18 protein-coding genes are annotated in these 24,143 nt (G+C 68.4%); 10 read left to right on the top strand and 8 right to left on the bottom strand.

Annotation, left to right across the window (positions count from 1 at the left end):
- Positions 1-51: 51 nt before the first annotated feature.
- The 3 genes from pbpC to BUF17_RS02220 all read right to left on the bottom strand — a co-directional run bounded on the left by pbpC (position 52) and on the right by BUF17_RS02220 (position 8,593).
- Complete coding sequence (gene pbpC, locus BUF17_RS02230; protein ID WP_073625556.1) at positions 52-2,229, bottom strand: penicillin-binding protein 1C; 2,178 nt, start codon at positions 2,227-2,229, stop codon at positions 52-54.
- A complete protein-coding gene (locus tag BUF17_RS02225) occupies positions 2,226-7,697 on the bottom strand; it encodes an alpha-2-macroglobulin family protein (RefSeq protein WP_175563586.1) in 5,472 nt (1,823 codons plus the stop codon). Before BUF17_RS02225 ends, pbpC begins: the two co-directional genes overlap by 4 nt.
- A 230-nt stretch (positions 7,698-7,927) precedes the next feature.
- Positions 7,928-8,593 (bottom strand): TetR/AcrR family transcriptional regulator, encoded by a 666-nt coding sequence (locus tag BUF17_RS02220; RefSeq protein ID WP_073625554.1) that lies wholly within the window; start codon positions 8,591-8,593, stop codon positions 7,928-7,930.
- A gap of 377 nt (positions 8,594-8,970) precedes the next feature.
- Between BUF17_RS02220 and BUF17_RS02215 the strand changes: the two genes are divergently transcribed.
- Positions 8,971-9,798 (top strand): hypothetical protein, encoded by an 828-nt coding sequence (locus BUF17_RS02215; RefSeq protein WP_139282369.1) that lies wholly within the window; start codon positions 8,971-8,973, stop codon positions 9,796-9,798.
- Between the two features lie 10 nt (positions 9,799-9,808).
- On the opposite strand, the gene BUF17_RS02210 is transcribed toward BUF17_RS02215, so the two are convergent.
- The 5 genes from BUF17_RS02210 to BUF17_RS02190 all read right to left on the bottom strand — a co-directional run bounded on the left by BUF17_RS02210 (position 9,809) and on the right by BUF17_RS02190 (position 15,843).
- A complete protein-coding gene (locus BUF17_RS02210; protein WP_073625552.1) occupies positions 9,809-10,696 on the bottom strand; it encodes an alpha/beta fold hydrolase in 888 nt (295 codons plus the stop codon).
- 91 nt (positions 10,697-10,787) lie between these two features.
- On the bottom strand, positions 10,788-11,435 hold the full coding sequence (locus BUF17_RS02205; protein ID WP_073625551.1) for a response regulator transcription factor: 648 nt from the start codon (positions 11,433-11,435) through the stop codon (positions 10,788-10,790).
- The gene (locus BUF17_RS02200) at positions 11,432-12,880 is read right to left on the bottom strand and encodes a sensor histidine kinase (RefSeq protein ID WP_073625550.1); all 1,449 of its coding nucleotides are present in this window, start codon (positions 12,878-12,880) and stop codon (positions 11,432-11,434) included. The genes BUF17_RS02205 and BUF17_RS02200 overlap by 4 nt, the downstream gene beginning before the upstream one ends.
- Before the next feature lie 158 nt (positions 12,881-13,038).
- The gene (locus tag BUF17_RS02195; RefSeq protein WP_073625549.1) at positions 13,039-14,607 is read right to left on the bottom strand and encodes a DHA2 family efflux MFS transporter permease subunit; all 1,569 of its coding nucleotides are present in this window, start codon (positions 14,605-14,607) and stop codon (positions 13,039-13,041) included.
- 15 nt (positions 14,608-14,622) lie between these two features.
- The gene (locus BUF17_RS02190) at positions 14,623-15,843 is read right to left on the bottom strand and encodes an HlyD family secretion protein (RefSeq protein WP_084563799.1); all 1,221 of its coding nucleotides are present in this window, start codon (positions 15,841-15,843) and stop codon (positions 14,623-14,625) included.
- Between the two features lie 361 nt (positions 15,844-16,204).
- On the opposite strand from BUF17_RS02190, the gene BUF17_RS02185 reads away from it, so the two are divergent.
- The 9 genes from BUF17_RS02185 to mdcB all read left to right on the top strand — a co-directional run bounded on the left by BUF17_RS02185 (position 16,205) and on the right by mdcB (position 24,047).
- Positions 16,205-17,113, top strand: coding sequence for a helix-turn-helix domain-containing protein (locus tag BUF17_RS02185; RefSeq protein WP_073625548.1), 909 nt, complete (start codon positions 16,205-16,207; stop codon positions 17,111-17,113).
- 181 nt (positions 17,114-17,294) lie between these two features.
- Positions 17,295-17,654: a response regulator transcription factor gene (locus BUF17_RS02180; protein ID WP_073625989.1), complete on the top strand. Its 360-nt coding sequence runs from the start codon at positions 17,295-17,297 to the stop codon at positions 17,652-17,654.
- A gap of 238 nt (positions 17,655-17,892) precedes the next feature.
- The gene (locus BUF17_RS02175; protein WP_073625988.1) at positions 17,893-18,684 is read left to right on the top strand and encodes an alpha/beta hydrolase; all 792 of its coding nucleotides are present in this window, start codon (positions 17,893-17,895) and stop codon (positions 18,682-18,684) included.
- A gap of 192 nt (positions 18,685-18,876) precedes the next feature.
- Positions 18,877-20,523, top strand: a complete 1,647-nt coding sequence (gene mdcA / locus BUF17_RS02170) for a malonate decarboxylase subunit alpha (RefSeq protein ID WP_073625987.1) — start codon at positions 18,877-18,879, stop codon at positions 20,521-20,523.
- A gap of 14 nt (positions 20,524-20,537) precedes the next feature.
- Positions 20,538-20,855, top strand: a complete 318-nt coding sequence (gene mdcC / locus BUF17_RS02165; protein ID WP_073625547.1) for a malonate decarboxylase acyl carrier protein — start codon at positions 20,538-20,540, stop codon at positions 20,853-20,855.
- Positions 20,852-21,787, top strand: coding sequence for a biotin-independent malonate decarboxylase subunit beta (locus tag BUF17_RS02160; RefSeq protein ID WP_073625546.1), 936 nt, complete (start codon positions 20,852-20,854; stop codon positions 21,785-21,787). Before mdcC ends, BUF17_RS02160 begins: the two co-directional genes overlap by 4 nt.
- A complete protein-coding gene (locus tag BUF17_RS02155; RefSeq protein ID WP_073625545.1) occupies positions 21,774-22,496 on the top strand; it encodes a biotin-independent malonate decarboxylase subunit gamma in 723 nt (240 codons plus the stop codon). The genes BUF17_RS02160 and BUF17_RS02155 overlap by 14 nt, the downstream gene beginning before the upstream one ends.
- On the top strand, positions 22,471-23,157 hold the full coding sequence (gene mdcG / locus BUF17_RS02150) for a malonate decarboxylase holo-[acyl-carrier-protein] synthase (RefSeq protein WP_073625544.1): 687 nt from the start codon (positions 22,471-22,473) through the stop codon (positions 23,155-23,157). Before BUF17_RS02155 ends, mdcG begins: the two co-directional genes overlap by 26 nt.
- Positions 23,154-24,047 (top strand): triphosphoribosyl-dephospho-CoA synthase MdcB, encoded by an 894-nt coding sequence (gene mdcB, locus BUF17_RS02145; protein ID WP_084563797.1) that lies wholly within the window; start codon positions 23,154-23,156, stop codon positions 24,045-24,047. The genes mdcG and mdcB overlap by 4 nt, the downstream gene beginning before the upstream one ends.
- Positions 24,048-24,143: the final 96 nt, after the last annotated feature.

Genomic DNA, 24,143 nt, shown 5'->3' with positions numbered 1-24,143 from the left:
GCCGATCGCACCGCGATTTTCAACCGATTGTGAAACTTGCGCGACAGCCGTTCATTCGACGAACACGGTGACGCTGTCTGCTGCGCCACCGGCATCGACCGCCGTCAGGCGCACGAAGCCGCGCGCCGGCACGTCGATGCTTCCCGTGCGGCTGTGCGTGGGCACGGATATGGGGCGACCGTCGAGGAAAAGGGTGAGCGGCGACGAGGTCCCCTCGACCGACCACGCGAGCTGCTGGCGCCGTCCGCCGAGATCGTCGAGCACCACCCGCGCGCCGTCCGGCGGATAGGCGATGCGCAGCGTCCTGCGGGCGGACGCGAGCACCGCAGGGGTTTCCGCAGCCGCGCCGAAGCCGCGCAGCGGCGGCGGCAGCGTGGCGGTGGTCGCGAGAAGCGCGTCCGCCGGTGCGCCGGGCAAGGGCGCGCGGCGCTCCGACAGCCGCGCAAAGGCCTCGAACAGAATGGGGGCCGCGGAACTGCGCGCGACAAGGCCCGGCACCGCCGCACCGTCCGGCCGGCCAACCCAGACCGCCACCGTGTGACGTCCGTCGAAGCCGATCGCCCAGGCGTCGCGATAGCCGTAGGAGGTGCCGGTCTTGAAGGCGATGCGGCCGGCGCGGCCATTGTCGGGCGGCGGCGTGCCGGAGAGCACGTCGGCCACGTACCACGCCGCGACGGGGCTGAGCAGACGGCGCGGCAGGCCGGCTTCCGGCGGCGGGGGCGCATCGGCGTCGATCACCAGTTCGGGCACGACGCCGCGGTCGGCAAGCCCGGCATAAAGCGCGGCAAGGTCGATCAGCCGGATGCCGACGCCACCGAGCCCCACCGCCAGGTTCGGGGCCTCTCCGCGCGGGAGCTTCAGGTCGACGCCGACATCGGCGAGGCGCGCGGCGAGCCGCGCCGGCCCGACCGCTTCCAGGAGCGCCACAGCCGGCACATTCAGCGACATCTGCAGCGCCTGGCGCGCGGTCACCGTGCCCTGGAAGCCGTCGTCGAAGTTCTTCGGATTGTAGTTTCCGAATGCTGTCGGTCGATCTTCGACCAATGTCTCAGGATGAGCGATACCGGCCTCGAAGGCGAGGCCGTAAATGAACGGCTTCAGCGCCGACCCCGGCGAGCGCAACGCCGACGTCATGTCGACGTGACCGGCGCGACCGTCGTCGAGATAGCCGGCCGAGCCGACCTCGGCGAGGATGCGGCCCGTCGCGTTCTCTACCACCACCGCCGCACCGGAGACGCGCGGGCCGAACAGCGGGACGCGCGCGGCGACGAGGCTTTCCAGGCTCGCCTGGAGGTCGCGGTCGAGCGTCAGGCGATGCACCGCGCGCTCGGGGTGAGCGGCCAGTGCGGCTTCCGCCGCATGGGGGGCGAGCCTCGGGAAGGCGATGCGGGCCTCGGGCACGGCTTCCGTCTTGGCCTCCGCGGCGATCTCCGGCGGGATGACGGAGAGCGAGACCATGCGGTCGAGCACACGGTCGCGCGCGGCGCGGGCAACCTTCGGGAAGCGGTCCGGTCGGCGCGTTTCGGGCGATTGCGGCAGGGCAACGAGAAGGGCGGCCTGCGCCGGCGTCAGCCGGTTCGGCTCGCGGCCGAAATAGGCGAGCGAGGCGGCGCGAACGCCCTCGATATTGCCGCCGAACGGCGCAAGCGACAGGTAGAGCGCCAGGATCTCGTCCTTGGAGAGGCGGCGTTCGAGTTGCACCGCGCGCGCCATCTCGTCGAGCTTGCGGGCAAGCGTCCGCTCCGGCCGGCCTTCGACAAGGCGGGCGGTCTGCATCGTCAGCGTCGACGCCCCGGAAACGACATGGCCGGCCGCCGCCATCTGTCCGCTTGCCCGCAGCACGGCGAGTAGATCAATGCCGGCGTGCTCGCGGAAGCGCCGGTCCTCGTAGGCGACCAGCATCTTCAGATAGAGCGGATCGATATCGACGAGCGCAACCGGCAGCCGCCAGCGGCCTTCCCGGGTGGTGAAGGCCCGCAGCAGCTGCCCGTCGTTCGCGACCACGATGGTGGAGGGCGGATCGGCCGGCGACAGCCGCGGCGGATAGGCCCGATCGAGCCATAACAGGCTTGCCGCACCCGCGACCGCGACGACGGACAAGCCGACGAGCACCGCGCCGACGAGACGCAGCCGCCGGATGCCGCCGCGAAGCGGGCGCCAGAACGGGCCCTTCCGGCTCGGCTCGGGACCGGAAGAGGCTTCACGCGTCTCTGGCGCGTCGCCGCTCATTGAGCGGCCTTCACCACGACCTGCCCGGGGGCCGTGCGGGCGAACAGCTCCGGACGGTACATGTCCTCGGCGAGCGCCGCCGGGTGAGCGAACCGGCCGGGCGTGACGGCACGCACCATGTAGGCCACGGTGACGCCGCGCGCGAGATCCGTTCCGGGCTCGAACGCCGCGACGAAGCGGTCGTCGCGGAACTCCGTGTGGGCGGGCGAGTCCTGCGGTAGCCACGGGAACGCCGCCAGATCCGCGCTGGAGACGAGTTCCGGATTCTCCACCTCGAAGCCGCCGGGCAACAGGTCGGCGATCATCAGGTTCGTCTGCTCCTGCGGCTCGTCCGAGCGGACCGTCAGGACAACGACGAACCGCTCGTTCTGGCGGACGGAGGCAGGGTCCGCCGGGGTTCCATCGAGACGATAGTAGTCGCGCTCGATGGAGAGGCCGGACGCTGCCGCCGGCTCCGGTTCCAGCGGAACGCCGGAGACGGTGAGGGCGACCGCCGCGGCGTCGGTGCCGGCATTGCGCAGCACGAGAGGCGCGCCGGTGAGCTGGTAGCCTTCCAGCCGGCGGAATACCGCGCCGGTCTCGCGCGCGCCGTCGACGTCGATCTTCAGCGCCTTGTTGCCGGCGCCGAGAGCGTTCGCCGCCAGCAGCATCCACGCCGCCTCCTGGGTGGAGGGCGTCTCGCCGCCGGAGCGGGAGGCCATCAGGGTGTCGTCGAGCCCGGGAATGGCGGACGAATCGATCCCCGCCTCCGCCACCAGCGTCAGCGCTGCCGCGGCGTTGCGCACCGGCGTGCCGTAGTCGCTCCAGGACGCCTGTTCCCCGCCCATGCTGTCGGAGGCGAGGGTCGCGGCCGCCGTCTTGAACGTCGCCTTGGCGCGGCTGTCGTCGCCATAGAGGGCGAGACCGGCGGCGATCTGCGCCTGGGACAGGCCCGAGCCGAAATCGCCGATCCGGTCGTCGGCGAAATAACGCAGGTCGCCGATCGAGGCCCGGCCGTTGCGGGCGAGCACGTAAAGCGCGTAGGCGAGGCCGCCGCCGCCGCCATTGCTGAAGTTGGCGTTGTAGGACACGTCGTTCTGCAGCCGGTCGAGCGCCAGCGTGAACGCGCCTTCCGGCACGGTGTAACCGGCGGCCCGCGCGCGGGTCAGGAAGTCGGAGACATAGGCGTTCAGCCAGAGATCGCCGCTTCCCGGGCCCCACAGGCCGAACGAGCCGGAGGAGCTCTGGAACTGCATCAGCCGCGCGATGGCCGCCTCGACGCGCTTGTGGATGTCGTCCTTGCCGCCCATGCCGATGCCGGCCGCGACCTGATCGAAATAAAGCAGCGGCAGCGCGGTGCTGGTGGTCTGCTCGGCGCAGCCATAGGGGTAGCGGTCGAGCATCCCGAGAAGGCCGGCGACGTCGAGCCCGACGCCCGCCGACACGCTGACGGAAAGCGAGGCCGTCTCCGGCACCAGGCCGGCGAGATAGTCTTCACCGAACGACAGTTCGCCGCCGTTCTTCGCAAGCACCTCGAAGGACCGGCGCATCACCGGCGGAGCAGCGGGACGGACGTTGAGACGGAACGCCTGGGCGAAGGCCTCGCCGTCGGGAGCGGCGAGTTCCACCGCGACGGTGGCGATGCCGACGCCGTTGGTCGTCAGCGGCACGTCGAGAGAGGCCTTGCCGCCGGCGTCGAGACGAACGGTCTGCGGAACCTTGCCGAGACCGGCGGGACCGGTTGCCGTCACGGTCAGGCGGTAGTCGCCGGCAGGCCCGGAGACATTGTCGAAATCGAGCCGCATCCGGCTCTCGTCGCTGGGCGCCATCACCCTCGGCAGCGATCCGGTGACGACCACGGGGTCGCGGACCACGACATCGGCGCTGGCGTTGCCGACCTTCGATGCCGACCAGGCCACCGCCATCACGCGCACGGTGCCGTTGAAGGCGGGAATGGCGAAGCTCGCCTCGGCGTGGCCGCTGGCATCGACCTTGATCGGGCCGGCGAAGTTCGCGACGAGTTCCTGGGTGGGCACGTCGGTCGGCGCGAACGCCCCGCTCTCGTCGCCGCCCGTGCGGATGGTGCCGCGGGTCGCGCCGAGGCTGTCGATCAGTGCGCCATAGAGGTCGCGGATCTCCGCGCCGAGACGGCGCTGGCCAAGGAAGAAGCCGGCGGCATCCGGCGCCTGGTAGCGGGTGAGGTTGAGGATGCCGACATCGACGGCGGCCAGGGTGACATAGGCCTCCTCGCCGGGCTTGAGGCCCGCGACGGTGACCGGCACCTTGAGCGGCCCGCGCGGGCGCATCTCGGCCGGCGTTCCGAGGGTGACAGTGAGCGAGCCGATGGACCGGTCGATGGACAGCCAGTTGAGGCCGATGGCCCGCGACGGCATCCGCTTCGCCGCGACATCCATCGGGCGGTAGAGCATCGCCGTCACGTAGGTCCCCGGCGTCCAGTCGTTGCCGACCTTGAGGGGGATCGTCGTGCCGCCCGCGGGAACGTCCACCGCGCGCAGCTCGCGCACGCCGTCACCGATGACGGCGATGAGCGCGGTGCCCGCGAACCGGGGCGCGATGTTGAGGCGGGCGGTATCGCCCGGCTTGTAGCCGGGCTTGTCGAGGCCGATTTCGAGGACGTCCGGCGTCTCGGCGGTCGCACCAACCGTCACCCAGCCGGCGGCGAACTCATAGGACGTCGCCGCCGTCGGCACGTTCGGCACCGAAATCTCCAGCCGGAACGTTCCCCAGTCGACCGGGGCCGAGATGCGGCCGACATCGCTCGCCGTCAGGTCGAGCTTGCCCTCCGCCACGCGCTCGGTGGAGGTCGTGGTGAAATAGTCCCAGTTGCCGTCGCGGTTGAACCACTGGAATTCGCGACGGACCTTGAGAAGCTGCCAGCTTGCGCCCTGAAGGGCCGTGCGGGCGCCGTCTGGCCCGACCGCCGCCACCTCGAAGCCCGCGGTCGCGCCTTCGCCGACCTGGTCGCCGGAGAACAGCGGCTTGACGCCGATCCGCGGCCCGGGAGGGGCGACCGGCAACGTCACGGTCCGCTCCACCGCGCGCCCACCCGGCTCGCGCACCCGGACCGCGATCTCGGCCATGAGCGGCTTCGTGGTCGGATCGAGCGTGGGAAGGCTCGCGGTCACCGTCGCCTTGCCGGCCGCGTCGGTGCGGCCGAGGTCGAACAGCGGGCGGCGGACCGGGGTGAAGTCGTCGTCGGCGAGGCCGAAACGGTAGCCCGGGAAGCCGGCCACGCCATCCTCGGACGGCTTGACCGCGATCTCGCCCTCCACCGCGAGGTTCGACGCCGGCGCGCCGTAGAGGAAGTCCGCGGCGACGGCGATCGTCGCCGGCTTGCCGGCCGCGATCGCGGTCGCATCCGTCTTCAGGTCGACCTTCATCCGCTCGGGGACGAAGTCCTCGACGAGGAAGGTGACGGCACCGATGGCCGCCGCCTTCGGATCGGAGAACGCCTCCGCCCGCCACGTGCCGCGCATCGCCGAGGGGATGAGGTCGATATCGAGGCTTCGCCCGCCGAGGCCTTCGTCGTCGGCCTGCACCTTGCGATAGATCACGCCGTCGGGCCGGGTGACGGAGATGGTGAGCGGCACGCCGGACGCCGCCTTCGACGCGCCGTCGCGCAGCAGCGCCGTCAGGTGCACCGTCTCGCCGGCGCGGTAGACGCCGCGCTCGGTATAGAGGAACGCATCGAGCGGCCCGGGCGCCGGGCGTCCGGCCACGCCGCGGTCGGTCAGATCGAACCCGGGCGCGGAGAGATCGAGGAAGCCGTAATCGCCGTCGGCCGCGGTCGCCACCAGCACGGCCGGCGCCATGCCGCCGGTTCCGCGGCCGAGCCCCGGCGCGAACACCGCGTGCCCCGCGGCATCGGTCTTCGCGGTGCCCAGCACCTCGTCGTTGCGGGCGACCAGACGCACGTCGACGCCGGCGATCGGCTTCGCCGTGCCGAGCGAGCGCACGAACGCATGAACCCCGTCGGCCGCGCTGATCGAGGCGATGCCGAGATCGGAGACGATGAACCACTGGGTCGCGCGCTGATCCCAGTTCTCGCTCGGGATCTCGCGCGGGCGGGCGACCAGCACATAGACGCCCGGATCGAGCTTCTTCACGGCCTCGTCGACGGGGAACGCGGTCGTGACTTCCTTGTTGAGCTGCCGCTCCACCTTCATCTCGCCGGACCAGACCTTGGCGCCGGTGGTGTCGGCCAGCGTCTCGATGTCGTACGGCGAGAGCTGGCGGCGGAAGTCGCCGCCGGCGATGGAGCGCGCAAGGCCGCGGTCGCCGACGCGCAGCAGATCCAGCATCACCATATCGGTGTTGACGCTGATCAGGGGCACGCCGACCGCGCCGGTGCGCGGCAGCACATAGGCCGAAGTCGGGAACCGGGCGGTGGGCTTCCGGTCCCGCACATAGATCGTGTAGCTCGCCGGACTCGTCAGCGTCTCGCCGACGGTGGACGGCAGGCCCGCGCGGATCGTCACCTCATAGCGCTCGCCGTGCTCCAGCCCGTCGATGCACAGCTCCTGAGCGGTGGTCGTCACCGCCGGATTGGTCATGCCGGCGACCGCGACATATTTCGAGAAGTCGACCCGGCCCTTGGGCAGCGCCTCGGAAAACTGCACGCACATCCGCGGGCTCGCGGTGTCCGTGTTGACCGAATAGTCGAGAATGCGGAAGCCATAGTCGGCGCGCAGTTCCTCGTAGTGGGCCTTGATCGCGGCATCCTTCGGCGCGAGTGCGAGCGCGGCCTTCAGGCTGTCGATGGCGGGACGCCAGCGCGAATCCGCCTCGAACGCCCGCGACATCAGCGCCAGCGCACGGGCCTGCTGGCCCTTGTCGGTCGCGAGCTTCAGGCCGAGGAAGGCGGCCGACAGCCCGTCTGCTCGCAGTGCCTGCTTGCGGCCGTAATCGTCGGTCTGTTCCGAGAGCAACTGATCGGACAGCGACAGCCAGCCATTCGCGCCACCGTTGAGGATCGCGGCGGCGAGGCCGGCGCCGACCGTCTCGGTATCGCGCTGCAGACGGGCAGCCGCGTTGATCTCCGCCCGGAACGAATCCGCGTCGGCCGGCACGTCGTCGGGAACAAAATCGAGATTCGGCAGAGGAAGCGGCGCGGAGGCCGGCGTCGCGGCGACGCTGCCGATCACGCGTCCGGACGCGGCATCGCGATAGGGGCGGGGCGTGCCGGAATCGGTCTTCAGGAAGCACCAGTTCGAGCGGGTGTTGAAGGTGAAGGCCTTGCAGGCGGCATCGCCGAGGCAGGCCTCCTCGCACGCCGCCTGCGGCACGTTGCGCAGCACCTGATAATCGAAGCCTGGCAGGTCCATTCCCGGCGGGAGCGACTGGATGCGCCGTGGGCCGTCGGCCGTGGCTTTCGCGGATTGCGCCGTGGCGGGCGAGGCCCCGGCGAGAGCGGCGACAAGACCGACGGCAATCGTGATTGCCGCCATTGCGCGACGCGACCAGCTCATATCCATCCCCGCATACGCTTCAGCCGGAGCTGCGGATCTCCATCCGCCGGCCCGCCCCGGGCACGACGGCGGCGATTCCGTCCGCAGCCTCATGATGCGACTTTTGCCGAAATCGACGTCATTAACCATAGCCAAAAAAGCCACGGTTCCGCCACACTCCCGGACCGTCTAGAATTTCGCAGATCCGTCTCGAAGAACGGCCTTTCGCCGCCGCGGCCCGCGGCGGACGTTCAGGCGAACAGGCCACGAACGGCGATGTCCAGTGTCATGTCGATCTTGTGGACGACCGCCTCGTAGGACACGTCGCAGGGCTCGCCGAACAGCAGGGAGATGTGGAGGTCGGAGAGCGCCGCACCGATCAGGAACCGGGCGACCTTCATCTCGTCGTGGGCGATCGGCTGGCCGCGTTCGTCGGCGAGGCGCACGACACTCTCGGCGATGTAGGCCGAGCCCCTCCTGATGACCCGATTGTGGAATTCGTCCGCGAGTTCCGGAGACTTGGGGGCCTCGGAGATAACAAGCCGCTTCATCTTGATCAGGCGCGGCGACAGCGAAAATTCCGCCAGCGTCAGCAAGCGCGTCCGCAATTCCTCGATCGCCGACGGCGCAGGCGGCAACGATCTGGCCGCCCGTTCCGAAAAGCAGCCGATATCGTTCACGAGGCAGGCGAACAGGGTCCGCTTGTCCGGATAGAGCGCATAGATGCTCTTCTTCGACATGCAGGCGACGCGCGCGATTTCTTCCATCGTCGCCTCGCCGTAGCCCGCCCGGAAGAACACCGTCTCCGCCGCTTCGAGGATGAGCTGCCGCCGTTCCTGCTCCGCCAGAACGGGCGGACGACCGACCCGCGCCTTCGCGCAGGCGCCTTCGACCGTCTCTGAAACGTCGCTTGACATTCGGGAACGATTCCGTTTCCTTCTGGTTCTGAGGAAACGATATTGCGTCGACCTTCTTCCCGCAATCTTTTCGAGATGCACGCGTCTTTCTCAGCCTGGAGTCAGCGGTTCTGAAGACTTCGCATGGCGAGCGCCGGGAACGGCGTCGGTCATGTCGAACTTGTCCCGCATTCGTCCAGTATCATGAACGGTTGCCGTCCGAGATCGATCCGCCTCCCGGACGTAAGTCGACCGGCGATACCCGTAATGCCGGGGATCGATCGGCCGGTCGGTTTGGTTCAATTGTCCGACGACAGCAAGAACGGTGCGCTCCCTTGAGCCGTGCCGCGTGTCGCTGTGCGTCGTCGACATGCCCGGTATTCTTGATGAAAGAGCCGTTGAACGTTCTTATCGTCTGCCCCGCGCACGATCACCGCGTATTCGCCCCGACATCCCTCGCCATTACACGTCTTGTCGTCACTCTGATGGAGCATCGCATCCGCTCCCGGATTCTTTATCTGGCGGGAGACGCAATCGTCAGCCGGGTTCGCAACGGCGCCATTGCCGAGTTTGCTTCCGACAGATCCGCAACTCATCTGCTGTTCCTCGATTCCGATATCGAGTTCGATCCGCGGACAGTTCTCAGGATGCTGCGGTCGGATTATCCCTTCACGTGCGCAGCCTATCCGAAGAAGACCTACCCCGATCTCGACACGCGGGCGTTCGCGCCGAAGGATCTCGGCGACCTCCTCGAACTCGTGCTCGAATGGAACGTGGTGTTTTCCGATCCCGCGGTGATGAGGGGCGCGGCGGCTCCGACGCTGACGCCGAACGGCTTCGCGAAGGTCATCAAGGCTGGCGCCGGCATCATCCTGCTCAAGCGCAGCGTCATCGAGACGATGGTCAGCCAGTTTCCCGACCTGCGCTATCATGACGACATCGGCAATGCCGGGGGCGGGGGATACCGCTACAACACGTCCGGCTTCGGCGGCTATCTCTACGGGCTGTTCGACCCGTTCATCGATCCGGCGACCAACACCTTCCTCGGCGAGGATTACGCCTTCTGCCAGCGCTGGGTCGATGGCTGCGGCGGCGAGATCTGGTGCGACATGCGGGCGAAGCTCGCCCACTGGGGCACCCACGCCTATACGGGCGTGCTGTCGGAAGCGCTCACGGTGCGCCGGAAGCATCGGCGCACCCCGCGTCAGAAGCCCAACGCGGCGTGAGCGCGGCCGCTCAGGCCCGCTCGGCGCCGTCGAGGAATGCCGCGATCCGCTCCTGCGTCGCGGCGTCCCAAAGCAGCGGCGCATGGCCCTCGTCCGCGACGGTGCAGGTGACGAGGGCCGGATGGCGCGCCTGCATCTCGGCAACGGTCGTGGCCGCGAGGATGTCCGAAAGCGCCCCATGGACGACCATCATCGGAACCGGAACCGGCTCACGCTTCGCCATGGCATCGAACGCCGGCCACAGATCGGGCAGCGGCGCGTTCGGATCGAACGCCTTGAAAGCCTCTTCCAGCGCCGGATCGTAGTCGATCACCGGAACGCCGCCTTCGTCGCGGTAGATCTGGCGGGCGTAACGCTCCCATCCGGCATCGTCGAGCGCCGGAAACAGCGCGCCCTGTCCCGCCTTCAGGTCCGCGATGGCCGCCGGCCATGAGCGCGGCAGCGGCTTGCCGATATAGCCGGCGATACGGGCGAGCCCGGCCTTGTCGATCACCGGCCCGATATCGTTGAGCACGACCGCGCCGAGCAGCGCCGGCCGCGTCATCGCCAGCGTCATGATGACGAGGCCGCCGCGGGACGTGCCGATCAGAGCCGCCTCTGGGATGCCGAGATGGTCGAGCCCGAGTCCGACATCGTCCGCCTCCGCCAGCGGCGTGTAGGTCTCGACCGCCGCGTGTGCCGAACGACCCCGTCCGCGGAAGTCGAACGCGACAACGCGCCGCCCGCGGCCGGCGAGAAAGCCGGCGAGGTCCGCGAAGTCCCGGCTGTTGCGCGTCACGCCCGGCAGGCAGGCGACCGGCCGGCCCGAGACCGGCCCGGACGGCAGCCACTCCTGGCCGTAGAGTTCCAGCCCATCGCGACTCCGGTAGGTGAAGGGGCGGGGGGTGATGGCGTCCATCGGTGTGGCTCCGTTGTCTCGGTCCGGGTGGCGGGAGATATGCGCGTCTGATGCATTCCGCGGGCGGAAACCTGTGATCGGAAAGGCGGGGTCAGGTCCGGGGCTTGCCGAGGCCGAGCGTTTCGGCCATCCGCACGAGATCGGCGAGGGACTTCGCGCCCATCTTCCGCATGACGTTGCCGCGATGAATCTTCACGGTGATTTCGCTCAGGCCGATCTCGGCCGCGACCTGTTTGTTCATCAGCCCGGTGGTGACGAGCCCCATGACTTCCTTCTCGCGGGCGGTGAGCGACTCATAAAGAGACTGCACCCCGCTCACGGCGCTGTCCGTTTCCCGCTGTCGGCGGTCGAGGTCGATCGCGGCGGTGACGGCATCGAGCATATCCTGATCGCGGAACGGCTTGGTGAGGAAGTCGATCGCTCCCGCCTTCATGGCCCTGACGGACATCGGGATGTCGCCATGCCCGGTCATGAACACGATCGGCATGCTGGTTCCGGACCGGGCGAGCTGCTGCTGGAAATCAAGCCCGCTGACGCCCGGAAGCCGGATATCGAGCACGAGACAGCGCGGCGCCTCGGGAAGGCGCGCGGCCGTCATTTCCGCGGTGGAAGAAAACAGCTCGACCTTCAGTCCCACCGAGCGGAACAGGCTCCCCAGCGCATCACGAAGGGCGGCATCGTCATCGACGACGATGACGACCGGCTCGGAAGAGGAACGGACCGGCTGCGGGGCGATCATAGAGAGGGCTCCTTCGTCGCGGGAAGACAGATGCGGAAGCACGCGCCGCCCTCGTCGTTCGCCGAGGCCGATATGTTTCCGCCATGGGCCTCGACGATCGAGCGGCAGATCGAAAGACCCATGCCCATGCCGTCGTGCTTGGTGGTGTAGAACGTCTTGAACAGCTGGCTCGCGTCGACACCGTCGAATCCGGTTCCGCTGTCGTGGATTTCGATCTGGACAGGGCGTTCGCAGGCATCGTCGTCTTTCCGCCGCGAGAGGATACGCAGCTTCCGGCCGTCCTCCGGCATCGGATCCATCGCCTGGATCGCGTTCACCACGAGGTTGATGACGACCTGCTGCAATTGCACCCGATCGCCGAACACCTCCGGAAGCGATGGATCAAGATCCAGCGCCAGTGTGATGTGTCGATTGGAAAGTTCGCGTTCGACGAGGAGGAGGGCTTCCTCGACCGTGTCGTTGATCTGAAGCGGAAGGTGGACCGGATCGTCCCGGCGCGACAGCGCCCGCAGCCGCGCGATCACGTCGCTGGCGCGGCGGGCATTGGCGATCATCCGCTCGACCGACGCCCTCGCTTCCCCGAGATCGGGCACCGGGCGGGCAAGCCAGCGCAGGCAGGCCTCACCGTTGGTGACGGTCGCGGCGAGCGGCTGGTTGACCTCGTGGGCGATGGAGGCCGTCAGTTCGCCGAGGGTGGTCAGGCGGGTGACATGGGCGAGTTCGGACTGCGCCTTGTGCAGGTCGTCCTCGGCGCGGCGATATTCGGTGATGTCGTTGTTGGTTTCCATCGTCGCGGCCGGGCGGCCGCGGTCGTCGAGTTTCAGCGACCAGCGGCTGATGACCACGAGGCGGGTTCCGTCGCGCCGGGTGTGGATCAGTTCGCCTTCCCAGCGATGCTCGTCGATCAGCGCCGCGCGGATGTCCTCCACCGGGCGCGGGAACACCGTCTTCAGCAGGTCGGCGGCCTTTTGCCCGACGGCATCCCGGCGCGGCCAGCCGTAGAGTTCCTCCGCGCCGCTGTTCCAGTAGGTGATCACGTCGTCCGCATCCCGAACGAAGATGGCGTCGTGGGTGAGATCGAGCAGTTCCGCCTGCGCCTCGAGCGCGGCGTTGGATTCCTGGTTCTTCAGCGAGAGGAACGTCGTGATGACGATGGCGGAGATCGCGACGCCGCAGCGGATGATCGCCGGCAGATTGTATTCGCTGCTGTGGGTGATCACGAAGCTGACGAGCGAGAGAACGACGCACAGCATTCCGACGCCGAGCAGCCGCCGCCTGTCCAGGAAGGTCGCGGACAGCATCACCACCGCGACGTAGAGCACCGCGATCGCCACGTCGAAGGGCGTGAGTGTGTCGATGAGGAAGATCGCCGCGGCGAGGCACACGGCCGCACAAGGCGCCAGGGACGACCGCAAGGCCGCCGACGTCTGAGAATCCGTGAACATCGTACCCCGCTCCAGCCCTTCGCCCCCGTCCGCCGCGACCGGCGGGCCGGATGTCCATGCGCCGGTTAAGGTCTTCACATACCAGCGCTCTCCGACATTTGCATCCGTTTCGCACCGGCGCGGCCGGCTGCGGCCCCGCCCTCCGCCCCGGCCAGCCGTCATCGTGCGGACACGCCCGGCCGGCCGGTGAGCGCGACGGCCGCCGCGGCGACGACCAGGATGGCGCCGAGCACGAAGAACGTGTCCGAGAACGCCATGATCAGGGCCTGCCGCTCGACGAGGGAGCCGAGCAGGATCTCGGCCTGATGATGGGCCTTCGCCGGATCGGTCATGCCGTGGGCGAGATAATAATCCTGCAGGCTCGACAGGAAGCCGCGCGCAGTCTCTCCGAACGGCGTGACCGACTGGCCGACGATGTTGGAGTGGAACTGCTCGCGCTTGGTGATGACGGTTGCGAGTGCGGCGGTTCCGACAGCGCCGCCGAGGCTGCGCATCATGTTGAAGAGCCCGGAGGCCTGGCCGGCCTCGGCGGGCGGCATGCCCGCCATGGTGATGCTCGCGAGCGGCGACAGCACCATGGCCTGGCCCAGCGCACGCACGACGTTCGTCATCGTCAGCTGCTGTCCGCCGACGTCGAAGCTCAGATGCGTGTTCATGAAGCAGCTCGCCGCGAAGATCGCGAGGCCTGCGATCACGAGCAGGCGCGCGTCGAACCGCTTCATAAGCACCGGCATGAACGGGATGATGAAGAGCTGCGGCAGCCCGACCCACGCGAGCACCACGCCGATCTGTTCGGCATTGTAGCCCTGCACCTCGTCGAGATAGGCCGGCAGCACGTAGACGGAGCCGAACAGCGCAAACCCGACCAGCACGTTGGCGACGGTGCCAAGGCCGAAATTCCGGCGCAGCAGCAGCCGCAGCTGCACCAGCGGGCGCTCGATATTGAGCTCGATGACGACGAACACGGTGAGGCACACCGCCGCCACGATGGAGAGGTGAACGATGAACGGCGAGCCGAACCAGTCGTCCTTGTTGCCCTCGTCGAGCACAGTCTGGAGGCAGGCGAGCCCCACCGTCATGAAGGCGATGCCGTACCAGTCGCCTTGCTTCAGCAGATGAAGCTGCATCTTCGTCCGCTCAAGCGTCGGCACCAGCACCGCGAGCATCGCCGCCCCCGGGATGAGATTGATGAAGAAGATGTACTGCCAGCCGTAGTGCTCGGTGAGATAACCGCCGATGGTCGGGCCGATGGAGGGGCCGAATGTCGCCGTCGTGGCGAAGATCGCGAGGCCCACGGGCTGCTGGTGGCGCGGCAGCTTGGTCAGCACGATGGTGAAGGCGAGCGGGATGAGGCAGCCGCCGAAGAAGCCCTGCAGGCCACGTGTCACGATCATCTGACCAAGATTGGTGGCGAAGGCGCAGGCGACCGAGCAGACGAGAAACAGGACCAGCGATCCGAGCAGGAAGCGGCGGAAACTGAACGTGCGGCTGAAGAAGTCGGTCAGCGGGATCATGATGATCTCGCCGATCAGGTACGAAGTCGAGATCCAGGTGCCGTTGTCGACGCCCGTTCCGATTCCACCCTCGATGTTCGGAAGCGAAGAGTTGGTGATCTGGATGTCCAGCACCGCGATCAGTGCGCCGAGCATGCAGCCGAGGACAGAAATCCAGGTCCGGAGGCTCGCCCGCTCGATTGCGGCGGAGGGCAGTGCACCGGTCGCGGGCATCGCATCCTCCCCGGTTCAGCCGTTGTGAGACGCGGTGACGGCCGACGGAGCGCCGCCAACCTTGATGGTGGTCGTCACCGACATGCCCGGCCGCAACTGGCCGGCGAGCGGGTCCGTCCGGTCGATGGTGATCTTCACGGGAATGCGCTGCACGATCTTGGTGAAGTTGCCGGTGGCATTGTCGGGGGGTAGCAGGGCGAACTCCTCGCCGCTCGCCGGCGCGAGGCTGTCGACCGTGCCGCGCACCGAGACGCCGGGAAAGGTATCGATGGCGATGCCGACTGGCTGGCCGGGCTTCACCCCGGCGAGCTGGGTTTCCTTGTAGTTGGCGACGATATAGGTCGACTGCAGCGGCACGACCGCGAGCAGGTCCGTGCCCGGCTGGACGTACTGACCGACGCGCAGCGTTCGGGCACCGACCACGCCGTCCACCGGCGCCCGCAGGACCGTGTAGCCGAGGTTCAACCTGGCTTGATCGAGCACGGCTTTGTTGTGGGCGAGCGTCGCCTTCGCCTGCTCGATCGCCGCGTCGAGGGTATCGACCTGCTTTTCAGCCGCGAGCAGGGCCGCCTTGTCCCTGGCGATCTGGGCGGTGGCCTGGGCGGTCTGCGATGCCGCCTGCTGGGCGTTCTCCAGCGTGCCGAAGCCGTCGCGGGCCAGCGTGCCGAACCGCTTGTCGTTGAGATCGGCGAAGGTTGCCGCGGCCTGATCGGAGGTGATCGTCGCCTGCGCTTCCTGGATCACGGCAAGCTGTTCCTGAAGCTGCGCCTTGTCGCTGTCGATCGTCGCGCTCGCCTCGGCGACATCCGCCGTCGCCTGGTCCACCGCCGCCTGATAGTCGCGCGGGTCGATGGTCGCCAGCACGTCGCCGGCCTTGACCGGCTGGTTATCTTCCACGTTCACGGTGCGCAGGTAGCCGGCCACCTTCGGCGCGATGAACACGACGTCGGCCTGGACATAGGCGTCGTCGGTCGACTGCTCGAACCGCCAGACCGTCCAGTATTGCCAGCCGAAGACGGCAGCCGCGCCCAAAGCGCCGATCGCCGCTGCGGTGCGCAGAAGGCGACCCAGCCTGAAGCGCGGCTTGGCGCCGGCTGCCTCGTTCCGCGCAGGGGGTGCGGCAGAGGGCTCGGCGGGACGCTCGGGTGGGCGCTCGGCAGGGGCATCGGCCAGCGCCTGCGCGGTCGATATCGGTTGCCGCGTGTCGAGGTCCGCGGGCTTTACGATGGTGTTCATGGCGGCTCTCGGTCAAAGGATGAATCTCTGGCAGCGAGCCAACCACGCGTGCACCGGACGGGTCTTTCGCCGAATCCGGTCTTTTTCCGATCCGCACCGGCGCGCGTCGCCGAACGGTCATACGAAGGTATGCCCCCTCCCATCTCATGAGTTGATCGAGCAAACGCAGGTAGAATGGAGCGGCGCGCCCTGATGGCTATTCTTGGCTCATCACCGCCGGCGATGAGCGAAGCGGGACAGCAGCAAGATATCGATCCGGCAACCGGATCGGACCCGTCCGGACAACAGCGGACACCTTGCTCTTCCCGGTCGCACCCTCCGGCTCAGGACATCAACGCCGACTGCCGAGGAGGTCGCTCCCATGCCGTTCCGCTGGAACTCCATCGAACACCTTATGCAGCGCCCCGTCGACGGGGAGATCGTGGCCCGCAGCCTGGCCGGCTTTGACACGCCCGGTTCGGCTTCCGATGCGGACGATTTCGACATCGCGGGCAGCGATCGGGATGCGGTCAGCTCGGAGATCATCGTCCGTCTGGACCACATGGGCCTGACGCTCGCGGTGTCCGGCCGTTCGCAGCCGGGTACCGGGCGCGTCCATGTGGTCGGCACCCCTGTCACCGGTGATCATGCCCGCAGTGCCGCTGGCGTTCCCGGCCCCGTGCTGCGCCTGGAGATCGGCGAGCCGGACGCGGTGATGCAGGATCTCGGCCGGCTGATCCGCCAAGGCGACGATACCGCCTCTGCCATGCCCGGGAGCGATCCCGTCGTGCAGCGCCTCTCCCGTGCGCTGGAGGCGGCCGAGAGCGACGGGCGCGAATTCGGCGGCCTCTATGCCGACGCCGTCCGGCTCGCCATCGTCACGCGGATGCTCGGCATGCGCGCCGGGCAGGCCGAGAACGCCGCCCCGCCGGCGCGGCAGCATCGCGCGAAGGCGGCCCTGCCGAAGTGGCGGCTCGCCCGTGTGAAGGCCTATGTCGACGCGCACCTCTCCGAGACCGTCACGCTCGCTGACATGGCGGCCGCCGCCGGTCTGAGCCGGATGCACTTCGCCGCCCAGTTCCGTCTCGCAACCGGTATCCGCCCCCATGAGTTCATCCTGCGGCGGAGGATCGACCGGGCGATGGAGTTGCTGACCACCACCTCCGAAAGCCTGGTCGGGATCGCCCTCGATGTCGGGTTCCAGACGCAGGCGCATTTCACCACCGTCTTCAAGCGCTTCGTCGGCGATACGCCGCATCAGTGGCGCTCCGCCAACAGCCGCCGCAACTGACGCCGCCTGCACACGAGGCGGACGGGCACAGGGCAGGGAAGGGCAGGGGCAAACCTGCGTATAATTCCCTGTCCCGGCCCGCCTGTTGCAGAATGAATCGATGCCGACGCTCAGGCCCAGACATTCATCGGTGGCGCTCCTCGGTTTCTTGTAAGGATTGTCCGACGTGACCCACAACACGATGATCACGATTATCGACGACGACGAGGCCGTGCGCGTGGCGACCGAAAATCTCGTCCGGTCTCTCGGCTTCGCGACGAGCACGTTCGCATCGGCGGAGGAGTTCCTCCGCTCGCCCCGGGCCGGCAACACGGCCTGCGTCATCACCGATGTGCAGATGCCCGGGATGACGGGCATAGAGCTTCAGAACGTCCTGCGGGCGAAAGGCGACCGGACCCCGCTGATCTTCATCACGGCCTTTCCCGAGGACCGCGTCCGTCAGCAGGCCGTGGCTGCAGGGGCGGTGGGCTTCCTCGCCAAACCCTTCGAAGGCGACGCCATGATCGCCTGCATCGACCGCGCTCTCGTCGCCGGCGCCTGAGCCTCCTCCCTTTTTTCGTCCGGATTCGACGGCCGTTCGGCCTGGCGCGGCACTCCTGGGGTGCCGCCCGGGCCGCACGGCCGTGTCTGGCTTTTTTTCGCCCGTCCACGCCCTGCTGCGAGACCGTTCAAAGCAAATCCTCGTCAGACGTGCAAAGAAGAAAGTACCATTTTAAATAGAAATATGCCGACGAGATGAGGTTATAAACAAGGAACAGTTCTTACCGATGGAGCTGAACATGAAGAACAAAAGCATCTCGCTCGCCTTCGCCGCCGCCCTCGCCCTGACCTCGGCCGTCGTTCCGGCCGCCGCCGCGCCCCTGAAGAACATCGTTCTGGTCCACGGCGCGTGGGTTGACGCCTCCGGCTGGAAGCCGGTCTACGACATTCTCACCAAGGAAGGCTTCAACGTCACCATGGTGCAGGAGCCGGAGACGTCGTTCGGGGCCGACGTGACGGCCGCCAGGCGCGTGATCGATCTCCAGAACGGTCCCGTGCTCCTCGTTGGCCACAGCTACGGCGGCTCGGTGATCACCGAGGCCGGCGTCGATCCGCAGGTGGTCGGGCTCGTCTATGTCGCCGCCCACGCGCCCGATGTCGGGGAAGACGAGGGCGCGCTCGGCAAGAAGATGCCGAGTGTCCTCGCCAGGACGCCCGGTGCCGTCGAGAAGACCGCGGACGGCTTCACCTACCTCAATCCCGCCGACTTCCCCAAGCTGTTCGCACCCGACCTGCCGCGTCCGCAGGCGGAATTCACGGCCCGTTCGCAGGTGCTCGCGGCCGCCGACGTCTTCACGACCCCGCTGACGGCGGCCGCCTGGAAGACCAAGCCGAGCTGGGGCGTCGTCGCCGGCAACGACCAGATCATCAACCCCGATCTGGAGCGCTGGTACTATACCCGCGCCAAGAGCCATACGACCGAGATCCCCGGCGCGAGCCACTCCGTCTATGTGTCGCATCCGAAGCAGGTGGCAGCGGTGATCGCGGACGCGGCGCGCAGTTTCGGCGACGCTGTATCGGCGGCTAAATGACCCCCCAAGACGCAAGCACCAGCCCGTAGCGGGGGCTGGTGCAACGGCCGGAGTTGCAGGCATATTGCTGTCGCGTTCGGACGATGGACATGCGCAGGCGCGCGAAGGGCTGGGGCTGGAAGGCCGAACGCTGTATCGCTGGCCTGGGCTGCCGGGGGAGGCGCCGGAACGCGCGGGGCAGGGAGTGACATGATGAAAACCTGGCGACAAGGCCGCGAGGCGCGCGACGCCCGCTTGGCCGCCGGTGCCAAGCTTGCCGACGGCAAGATCGTTGCCGCAGGCGATGCCACGAGCCTGCTCGAAGCCGTCGTTCGCCCGGGCGACCGGGTGTGCATCGAGGGCGACAACCAGAAGCAGGCCGATCTGCTCGCCGCCGCGCTTCTCGCGGTCGACCTCGCCAAGGTCAACAACCTGCACATGGTGCAGTCAGGCGTCGTGCTGCCGGAACATCTCGACCTGTTCGACCGCGGCGTCGCAAAGCGGCTCGACTATGCCTATTCCGGTCCGCAATCGGCGCGCATCGCGACGATGCTGTTCGGCGGCAAGATCGAGCTCGGCGCGGTCCACACCTATCTGGAGTTGTTCGCGCGCTACTTCATCGACCTGACGCCGAACGTGGCGCTGATCGCCGCCGTGAGCGCGGACAGGGACGGCAACCTCTATACCGGGCCGAACACCGAGGACACGCCGACCGTCGTCGAGGCCACGGCCTTCAAGGACGGCATCGTCATCGCCCAGGTGAACGAGATCGTCGACAGGCTGCCCCGGGTCGACATTCCCGGAGACCGGGTGCAGTTCGTCGTGCCGTCCGGCAAGCCGTTCTTCGTCGAGCCGCTGTTCACGCGCGACCCGGCCGCGATCACCGAGTCGCAGATTCTGACGGCGATGCTGGCGATCAAGGGCATCTACGCGCCCTATGGCGTCCGCCGTCTGAACCACGGCATCGGCTTCAGCACCGCCGCCATCGAGCTGCTGCTGCCGACCTTCGGCGAGAAGCTCGGCCTGAAAGGCAAGGTCGCGAGCCACTTCGCGCTCAATCCCCATCCGGCGCTGATCCCGGCGATCGAATCCGGCTGGGTGCAGCAGATCCACTCGTTTGGATCCGAGGTCGGGATGGACGATTACATCCGCGCCCGCTCGGACATCTACTTCACCGGGCCTGACGGTTCGCTGCGCTCCAATCGCGCCTTCTGTCAGGTCGCCGGCCTCTATGCCTGCGACATGTTCATCGGCTCCACGCTGCAGATCGACCTGCAGGGACATTCGTCCACCGTCACCACATCGCGCATCGCCGGCTTCGGCGGCGCGCCGAACATGGGCTCCGACGCGCGGGGCAGGCGGCATCCGAGCGAGCCGTGGCTTCAGGCCGGGCAGGAGGCGGATCCGGACGGTCCCGCGCCGCTGCGGCGCGGGCGCAAGCTCGTGGTCCAGATCGGCGAGACCTTCGGCGACAAGAACGTCCCCCTGTTCGTGGAGAAGCTCGACGCCATCGCGCTCGCCGACAAGCTGAAGCTCGATCTGGCGCCGGTGATGATCTACGGCGACGACGTCACGCACATCGTCACCGAGGAAGGCATCGCCAACCTGCTGCTCTGCCGCAACGCGGACGAGCGCGAGCACGCGATCCGCGGCGTCGCCGGCTATACCGATGTCGGCCGCGGCCGGGACGCGGCGATGGTTCAGCGCCTGCGTGAGCGCGGCGTCATCCGCCGTCCGGAGGACCTCGGCATCGATCCGCTCGACGCCGACCGGAGCATGCTGGCGGCGCGTTCCATCAAGGATCTCGTGCGGTGGTCGGGCGGGCTCTATGCCCCGCCCTCGCGATTCCGCAACTGGTGAGAGGAAACAGCCCCATGGAAGATCTGGCTTTTCGCCACCAGGCCCGCAAGCCGTCCGGTGGTTCCAGGAAGATGGCCATCATCGGCGTTGTCGCCTCCGGCAACCTCGAGGTGCTCGCGGAACGCGTTCTGCCGGCCGAGGAATGCCGGCTGGAGATCAAGACCGCCGCCGAGGGTTTCGGCGCGGTGTGGGATGCGGTGACCGCCGATTTCGTCGAGCGCTACTCGCCCGGCGGCATCCGATTTTCCGTCAATGACGGCGGCGCACGGCCGGACACCGTCATGCTGCGGCTCGCGCAGGCCGCGCGGCTGATGGAGGACAACGACCAATGAGCGCGATCCAGAAAAGCACGGGACATGCCGTCGACAGGTCGATGAGCTGGTACGAGGCCTCGGCGCGCAATCGCATTCGCCTGCTGCTCGACGACGGCAGCTTCGAGGAGTTCATCGGTCCCGAACTGCGCGAGGTCAGTCCCCATCTCGCCGTGTTCGACCTGCCGGCACAGTTCGACGACGGCATCGTGGTCGGGCGCGGCACGCTCGACGGTGCGCCCGTGTTCGTCGCCGCCCAGGAGGGCCGCTTCATGGGCGGCGCCTTCGGCGAGGTCCACGGTGCGAAGCTGACGGGCCTGCTGCGCGCGGCGCGGGATACCGGCTCGGTGCCGGTTCTCATCCTGTTCGATACCGGCGGCGTTCGGCTGCAGGAAGCCAATGCCGGCGAACTCTCCATCGCCGAGATCATGCGCGCGGTCATCGAGGCACGCTCTGCCGGCGTGAAGGTGATCGGCCTCGTCGGCGGCCGTGCCGGCTGCTATGGCGGCGGCGGCCTGATCGCCGGTTGCTGTTCTGCGCTGGCGGTCTCCGAGCAGGGCCGCATCGCGGTGTCCGGTCCGGAGGTGATCGAAACCAACCGGGGCGTCGAGGAATTCGACGCCCGCGACCGCGCCATGGTGTGGCGCACGATGGGCGGCAAGCACCGGCGTCTGATCGGCGGAGCCGAGATTTTCGTCGACGACACCGGGCAGGATTTCCGCGACGCAGCGCTGACGCTTCTCGGTTCGGTCGGGATCTTCGGTCTCGACACGCTGAAGGCCGAGCAGGCCCGTCTCGAAGACCGCCTGAAACGCTTCGGCACCTGTGCGGACGCGACCGACATCTGGACCGCCGAAGGCGCACCGGATGCCGGGTCGATCCCCGGCATGCCCGCCGAACAGTTCATCGCCCTGGCCGGCAAGATCGGGAGCAGCAGCCGTGACGCTCGATGAAATCCTGACCGGCCTGTTCCCGGACGGCCACGACGTGACGAACGACCGGGGCATCCTGACGGGCTCCGGCGCGCTCAAGGGTGACGGCCGCGCGCTCGTCGTCGGCGTCGCCGGCCGCACCGCGCTCGGCATCGACGATGCCATCCGCCTGTCGCGCCACGTCCTCGCCTCCATCGGCGTCGACAGCGGGCCAATCCTCGTTATCGTCGACAGCGACAGCCAGCGCATGAGCAAGCGCGACGAACTGCTCGGCCTGAACGAGTTCCTGGCGCATCTCGCCAAATGCCTGCTCTTTGCCGACCTGAACGGCCGGCCGACCGTCGGCATCCTCTACGGGCACTCGGCCGCCGGCGCATTCCTTGCGACGGCGCTCGCGACGCGGGTGCTCGTCGGCATTCCCGGCGCCGATCCGGCCGTGATGGACCTGCCGTCGATGTCCAAGGTGACGAAGCTGTCGATCGCGGTTCTGGAGGAGAAGGCGAAGTCGACGCCGGTGTTCGCGCCGGGCCTCGCCAATCTCGCCCAGACCGGGGCGGTCCATCTGATCTGGGACACGTCCGCGCCGCTCGCCGACCAGCTCGGCGCATTGCTGGGGGACATGCCGGACACGCGCGATCGCCGTGGCGCGCTCGGCAAGGAGCGGGCCGGCCGCCTCAAGGCCGAAGACATCGCCGGGCGCGTCCATGATCTCGCCCTCCAGCAGGGGTGACCGGCCGATCCGGCGGCACGATCTCGTGTTCGTCAGCCCAGAGGGCTGGCGGACGCTCACCACCGTTCCGCGCGATCTCGAGGACGAGCGGCTCGTCTCGCTCTGGGCCGATAGCGATTGGCCGCTCGTCACCCGCAGGCCCATGCCCGGCGACGGCGACGGCGACGGCATCGCGCTCGGCCTGCCTTCGCCCCCGTCGACTGGCAAGCGGAGGCTCGCGCTTGTCGTGCCGCCCGCCGAGGTCGTATCGGTGACGCCGCCTCCGGCCCTGCACGACGCTGCGGCAGCCGCACCGGCCGAATGGCAACCCGTTCTCGAACGGATCGAAGGCCTTGCGAAACGCCACGGCGTGACGGCTCGGGTGTTCGGAAGCCTCGCCTGGCAGTCGCTGACGGGCCAGAGCTATCTCACCGGCAACTCCGATATCGATCTTCTGTTCGTGGCGGAGCAGGGCGCGAATCTGCATGGCCTTGCCGCCGATCTCGCCGTTGCGGAGGCAGACGCGCCGATGCGGCTCGACGGCGAGTTCGTCCGCGCGGACGGCGCGGCGGTCAACTGGCGGGAGTTTCACGACGGCGCAGGCGACCTCCTGGTGAAGACGCTCCATGGTGTCTCCCTTCTCCGTGCCGACCTGTTCTGGCCTGGAGCGCCGACGTCATGAACGCGAGCCCGGCTTTGTCCCCTCCGTCGGCACCGGCGGGCGCTCGGGACGATCTCGCCCGCGACCTCGACGCGGTCGCGGCAAGCGCCGTCGAGTGCCTGCTCCTCGAACTGGAAACCTGGCCGAAACCCGGCCTCGTCAGCCATGTCGATGCGGGCAGCCACGACGACATGGACGCCGCCACGTTCCGGGCGAGCGCGGCGGCCATCGCGCCTTATCTGCGCGCTCTCGCCGAAGCCGGCGCCGACGGCAGCGCCATGGCGCGTCTCCGGCTGATTGGCATCGAGGCCGAGGCGGCGATGCTGTCGGCGACGTCCGGGATCAACACCCATCGCGGCGCGATCTTCGGGCTTGGATTGCTGTGTGCCGCGGCGGGCGCGCGACTGGCCGGGCTTGCCCCGCCGCGGGAACCGCTCGGCACGATCGTCTCGCGCCTCTGGGGCCGGGATATTGTCGATGGTCCGATCCTTCTGCACAGCCACGGCGGGGCGGCGAGGCGCCGGTTCGGCGCGGGCGGGGCGCGGCTGGAGGCGGCAAGCGGCTTTCCGACCGTCTACGGCGTCGGCCTTCCGGCGTTGCGCAGAGGGATCGCGGTCGCCCCGGGCGACGCTGAGGCAGCGCGGATCGAGGCCTGCTTCGCCCTTATCGCCGCGCTCGAGGACACCAACCTCCTGCATCGCGGCGGCCTCGACGGCCTGTCGTTTGCGCGCGATGCGGCTCGCGCCTTCCTCGACGAAGGCGGTGTCCGCCGGCCCGGCTGGCGCGATCACGCGCGCTCGGTGCACGAAGGCTTCGTCGCCCGTCGCCTCAGCCCCGGCGGCTCGGCCGATCTTCTCGCCATGACGCTGTTCGTGGCGGCCCAGGATCGTGACCAGCAATCAGGCTCGTAGGCGCGAGGACCATCATGCGGACCCACGCCATCCTGCTCCTCCCCGTGCGCACGTCGCTGTTCGCGGCGTTTCCGTAGCGGTCCCCGAGAGTCCAGA

The sequence above is a fragment of the Pseudoxanthobacter soli DSM 19599 genome (assembly GCF_900148505.1).
Taxonomy (GTDB): Bacteria; Pseudomonadota; Alphaproteobacteria; order Rhizobiales; family Segnochrobactraceae; genus Pseudoxanthobacter; species Pseudoxanthobacter soli.
This window is presented reverse-complemented; position numbering and strand designations above follow the sequence as displayed.

Coding starts and splice junctions, on each gene's coding strand:
- BUF17_RS02225 (WP_175563586.1), bottom strand. CDS start 7,697: ATGAGCTGGTCGCGTCGCGCAATGGCGGCAATCACGATTGCCGTCGGT.
- mdcB (WP_084563797.1), top strand. CDS start 23,154: ATGAACGCGAGCCCGGCTTTGTCCCCTCCGTCGGCACCGGCGGGCGCT.
- BUF17_RS02160 (WP_073625546.1), top strand. CDS start 20,852: ATGAGCGCGATCCAGAAAAGCACGGGACATGCCGTCGACAGGTCGATG.
- BUF17_RS02200 (WP_073625550.1), bottom strand. CDS start 12,880: ATGTTCACGGATTCTCAGACGTCGGCGGCCTTGCGGTCGTCCCTGGCG.
- BUF17_RS02190 (WP_084563799.1), bottom strand. CDS start 15,843: ATGAACACCATCGTAAAGCCCGCGGACCTCGACACGCGGCAACCGATA.
- BUF17_RS02210 (WP_073625552.1), bottom strand. CDS start 10,696: ATGGACGCCATCACCCCCCGCCCCTTCACCTACCGGAGTCGCGATGGG.
- mdcG (WP_073625544.1), top strand. CDS start 22,471: ATGATCTCGCCCTCCAGCAGGGGTGACCGGCCGATCCGGCGGCACGAT.
- pbpC (WP_073625556.1), bottom strand. CDS start 2,229: ATGAGCGGCGACGCGCCAGAGACGCGTGAAGCCTCTTCCGGTCCCGAG.
- BUF17_RS02205 (WP_073625551.1), bottom strand. CDS start 11,435: ATGATCGCCCCGCAGCCGGTCCGTTCCTCTTCCGAGCCGGTCGTCATC.
- BUF17_RS02175 (WP_073625988.1), top strand. CDS start 17,893: ATGAAGAACAAAAGCATCTCGCTCGCCTTCGCCGCCGCCCTCGCCCTG.
- mdcC (WP_073625547.1), top strand. CDS start 20,538: ATGGAAGATCTGGCTTTTCGCCACCAGGCCCGCAAGCCGTCCGGTGGT.
- mdcA (WP_073625987.1), top strand. CDS start 18,877: ATGAAAACCTGGCGACAAGGCCGCGAGGCGCGCGACGCCCGCTTGGCC.
- BUF17_RS02185 (WP_073625548.1), top strand. CDS start 16,205: ATGCCGTTCCGCTGGAACTCCATCGAACACCTTATGCAGCGCCCCGTC.
- BUF17_RS02195 (WP_073625549.1), bottom strand. CDS start 14,607: ATGCCCGCGACCGGTGCACTGCCCTCCGCCGCAATCGAGCGGGCGAGC.
- BUF17_RS02220 (WP_073625554.1), bottom strand. CDS start 8,593: ATGTCAAGCGACGTTTCAGAGACGGTCGAAGGCGCCTGCGCGAAGGCG.
- BUF17_RS02180 (WP_073625989.1), top strand. CDS start 17,295: ATGATCACGATTATCGACGACGACGAGGCCGTGCGCGTGGCGACCGAA.